The 4,495-nt window shown below is 71.3% G+C and carries 3 protein-coding genes; all 3 read left to right on the top strand.

Annotation, left to right across the window (positions count from 1 at the left end; all coding sequences use genetic code 11):
• Positions 1-1,678, top strand: a 1,678-nt coding sequence (locus tag ACFQ87_RS44630) for a hydantoinase B/oxoprolinase family protein (RefSeq protein ID WP_380616780.1), incomplete at its 5' end; no start/stop codon positions are given.
• Between the two features lie 176 nt (positions 1,679-1,854).
• Positions 1,855-2,658 (top strand): hypothetical protein, encoded by an 804-nt coding sequence (locus tag ACFQ87_RS44625; RefSeq protein WP_380616779.1) that lies wholly within the window; start codon positions 1,855-1,857, stop codon positions 2,656-2,658.
• A 173-nt stretch (positions 2,659-2,831) separates the two neighbouring features.
• Positions 2,832-4,495: putative Ig domain-containing protein (locus tag ACFQ87_RS44620; RefSeq protein WP_380616778.1), on the top strand; the 1,664-nt coding region annotated here is incomplete at its 3' end.

The raw sequence follows: 4,495 nt of genomic DNA, 5'->3' as shown, positions 1-4,495 counted from the left end.
CACGGACACCGTGACCGGCCCGGCCGTGATCGCCGAGGCCAATGCCACCACCGTGGTGGACGACGGCTGGCAGGCCACCGTGACGGAGGCCGGGCACCTGCGGGTGGAACACATCGAGGCCCGGACGGACGAGGCCGTCACCGCCGCCGCCGACCCCGTCCTGCTGGAGGTCTTCAACAACCTCTTCATGGCGATCGCCCAACAGATGGGCGCCCGGCTGGAGTCCACCGCCCAGTCGGTCAACATCAAGGAGCGGCTGGACTTCTCCTGCGCCCTCTTCGACCCGGACGGCAACCTCGTCGCCAACGCCCCGCACATCCCGGTCCACCTCGGCTCGATGGGCACCACCGTCAAGGAGGTGATCCGCCGCCGCGGCCCGAAGCTGCGCCCCGGCGACACCTACGCGGTCAACGACCCGTACCACGGCGGCACCCACCTGCCCGACGTCACCGTGGTGACCCCGGTCTTCGCCCCGGACGGACGGAAGGTGCTGTTCTTCGTCGCCTCCCGCGGCCACCACGCCGAGATCGGCGGCATCACCCCCGGCTCGATGCCCGCCGCCAGCCGGGAGATCGAGGAGGAGGGCGTGCTCTTCGACAACTGGCCGCTGGTGGTGGACGGGCGGCTGCGCGAGGCCGAGACCGTACGGCTGCTCACCGGGGCCCGGTACCCGTCCCGTGACCCGGACACCAACCTCGCCGACCTGCGCGCCCAGATCGCCGCCAACCGCAAGGGCGTCGACGAGGTCAACGCGATGATCGACCACTTCGGCCTCGACGTCGTCCAGGCCTACATGCGGCACGTCCAGGACAACGCCGAGCAGGCGGTGCGCCGGGCCATCGACGGCCTCTCCGACGGCTCGTACCGCTACGAGACCGACTCCGGCGCGGTGATCGCCGTCGAGGTCCGGGTCGACCGCGACGACCGCAGCGCCACCATCGACTTCACCGGCACCTCGCCCCAGCTCGACAGCAACCTCAACGCCCCCTCCGCCGTGGTCACCGCCGCCGTCCTGTACGTCTTCCGCACCCTCGTCGCCGACGACATCCCGCTCAACGACGGCTGCCTGCGCCCGCTGCGGATCGTCGTCCCGCCCGGCTCGATGCTCGCCCCGACCCACCCCGCCGCCGTCGCCGCCGGCAACGTCGAGACCTCGCAGGCCATCACCGGCGCGCTCTACGCCGCGCTCGGCGTGCAGGCCGAGGGCTCCGGCACGATGAACAACCTCAGCTTCGGCAACGAGAACCACCAGTACTACGAGACCATCGCCTCCGGCTCCGGCGCCGGCCCCGGCTTCCACGGCGCCGACGTCGTCCAGACCCACATGACCAACTCCCGCCTCACCGACCCCGAGGTCCTGGAGTGGCGCCTGCCCGTCCTGGTCGAGGAGTTCGCCGTCCGCCCCGACAGCGGCGGCGCGGGCCACTGGCACGGCGGCAACGGCGCACTGCGCCGACTGCGCTTCCGCGAACCGATGACCGTCAGCCTGCTCTCCGGCCACCGCCACGTCGCACCGTACGGCATGGACGGCGGATCCCCCGGCGGCCTCGGCGCCAACCGGATCCTGCGCGCCGACGGCACCGTCGAGGACCTGCCCGGCTGCGGCAGCGCCGACGTCGAAGCCGGAGACGCCCTGGAGATCCGCACCCCGGGTGGAGGCGGCTACGGAAAGCTCTAGACGCGTCGTCGGACGGCGGCCGCGGACACGGGAGAGCCCATGGCGAGCCCGTGGTGATCGGAGACCGCCAGGACCTTCGGTGGGAACTTCGCCGGCCTCAGGAGCGGCCATACCGACGACGACCCGAACGGTGCCGCATCCTGACCACACACCGCCGAACCGAGAGGGAGACGCCCTTGCGTATCACCGACGCCCGCACCGGGCAGCGCACCGAGGTCCGCCCGCACCGGGTCGGGCTCCTGCACGCGATCGTCGACGTCGGCGAGCAGGACCGCCCGTTCGATCTCGGGGACTTGCGCGCCTTGGTGGCCGGCGACGTACTGGCCCGCACCTGCGAGGCTCAGGGCCTGCAGGTGATCACCGAACTCGTCGTCCCGGACGCCCCCGGGGAGAGGACCCAGGCCTTGCTGGAGGCCGCCGACCAACTCGGCGTCCACCCACCCGCCAGGCTGAGCACACGTCACGCTGTGGCCGACTCGGACCGGGCCACGGCCGACCTCGCCATCACCAGCCGCTCACCTGTCCATCCCGACGCCCCGTCCGTGCCGCTCCTGGTCACCGGTCCGGTGAGGGGGCCCCGCCACGCCCGTCCGGAATCCGCAGCCGAACCGCCGGTCTCGATCGTCGCGGACGAGCGCGACCCCCTCGCGCTGCGCCTCACTTTCCTCGAACACGCCGTCACCGCCCCGATCCGGCTCACCGACGACGACTTGGCGAACGCCGCGGCGAGGCTGGCCGGCTGGCGCGCACTGGTGGCCGACAGCGCCCGCGAGCCGTCCCGCCCGCCGGAAGCCGACATGGTCCAGGCGGGCTTCGACGGCCTCGACGAGGATCTGGACGCCCGGGTCGCGGTACGCGCCCTGTACGCGCTGGAGGCCCGGGCCGCCCTGCCGGACGGCGCCCGTTTCGAGACCTTCGTGCGCCTGGACCAGATCCTCGCCCTCGAACTCGGCCGCGACATCGGCCGGTCGCCCGGCTGACCCGGCCGGTGTCGTGGCTGTGCGTACTTCCCCCGATGGGGAGCGTCGCGACGCGAAGTTCTGATTCGTCGCGTTCCGTTCAAGCTCCGCTTACCCCATCATGGGACGGTGTCCCGCGCGCCTACGCGCGTAGCACCGCCCCCTGTACCCCCACAGCACAAGGAGCTTGACCCATGCTCAGACACACTGGCGCCATCCGCCCGCTCGCCCTGGGCGCCGTCGTCCTGACCGTGCTCGCCGGCGCGAGCGCCGTTCCCCACCGGGCCGAAGCGGCGACCGTGACGTCCACCGCCACGACCACCCAGCACCGCGTCCTGTTCGACAACAGCAAGGCGGAGACCGCCGGCAACGCGGACTGGATCATCAGCACCAGCCAGCCGGACCCGCTCGGCGAGAACGCCAACCCGCAGTCCGAGACCGACTGGACGGGCGCCATATCCAGCTGGGGCGTCGCTCTCCAGAAGACCGGCCAGTACAGCCTCAAGACCCTGCCGAGCGGCTCCACCATCACCTACGGCACCGGCGGAGCGCTGGACCTCGCCAACTTCGACGAGTTCGTCCTGCCCGAGCCGAACATCCGGCTGAGCGACTCCGAGAAGACCGCGGTCATGACGTTCGTCCAGAACGGCGGCGGGCTGTTCCTGATCTCCGACCACACCGGCAGCGACCGCAACAACGACGGCTGGGACTCCCCCGCCATCATCAACGACCTGATGACCACCAACTCGGTCAACAGCAACGACCCGTTCGGGCTCTCGGTCGACCTGCTCAACATCCAGACCGACAACCCGACCGCCGTCAACGACGCCACCGACCCCGTCCTGCACGGCCCCTTCGGCACCGTCACCGGCAGCATCATCCGAAACGGCACCACCTTCACCCTCAAGCCCGCCGACAACCCCTCCGTCAAGGGCATCGTCTACCGCACCGGCTACTCCGGCACCACCGGCGCCTTCTTCGCCACCAGCAGCTTCGGCAAGGGTCGGGTCGCGCTCTGGGGTGACAGCTCGGCCATCGACGACGGCACGGGCGAACCCGGCAAGACCGTCTACGACGGCTGGAACGATCCGGCCGGCACCGACGCCGCGCTCGGCCTCAACGCCACCGCCTGGCTCGCCACCGGCAGCGGCGGCAGCACCACCGGCAGCGTCACCCTCACCAACCCCGGCGCCCGGACCGCCACCGCCGGGACCGCCACCAGCCTCCAGCTCTCCGCCACCGACACGGCCGGCGGAAGCCTGAGCTACGCCGCGTCCGGCCTGCCCACCGGCCTGAGCGTCAACACCGCGACCGGTCTGATCAGCGGTACCACGACCATCGCCGGGACCTACTCCGTGACGGCCACCGCGACCGACTCCACCGGCCCGTCCTCCTCCGTCACCTTCACCTGGACCGTCCAGTCCTCCGGCAGCGGCGGCTGCACCGCGGCCCAGCTGCTCACCAACCCCGGCTTCGAGGCCGGTACGACGGCCGGCTGGACGGAGACCAACACCAGCGGCACCAGCACCATCAACAGCAGCTCCAGCGAGCCGCCGCACTCCGGCACGTACGACGCCTGGCTGGACGGGTACGGCAGCACCAACACCGACACGCTCGCCCAGACGGTGGCCCTGCCGACCGGCTGCAGCAGCTACACCTTCAGCTTCTGGCTGCACATCGACACCGCCGCGAGCAACACCACCGCCTTCGACACGCTGAAGGTCACCGCGAACGGCACCACCCTGGCGACCTACTCCAACGTCAACGCGGCCGCCGGCTACCAGCAGCACAGCTTCAACCTGTCCGCCTACGCCGGCCAGACCGTGACCCTCAAGTTCACCGGCAGCGAGGACTACAC

Origin of the sequence: Kitasatospora sp. NPDC056531 (assembly GCF_042794375.1) — a bacterium.
Lineage (GTDB): Bacteria > Actinomycetota > Actinomycetes > Streptomycetales > Streptomycetaceae > Kitasatospora.
This window is presented reverse-complemented; position numbering and strand designations above follow the sequence as displayed.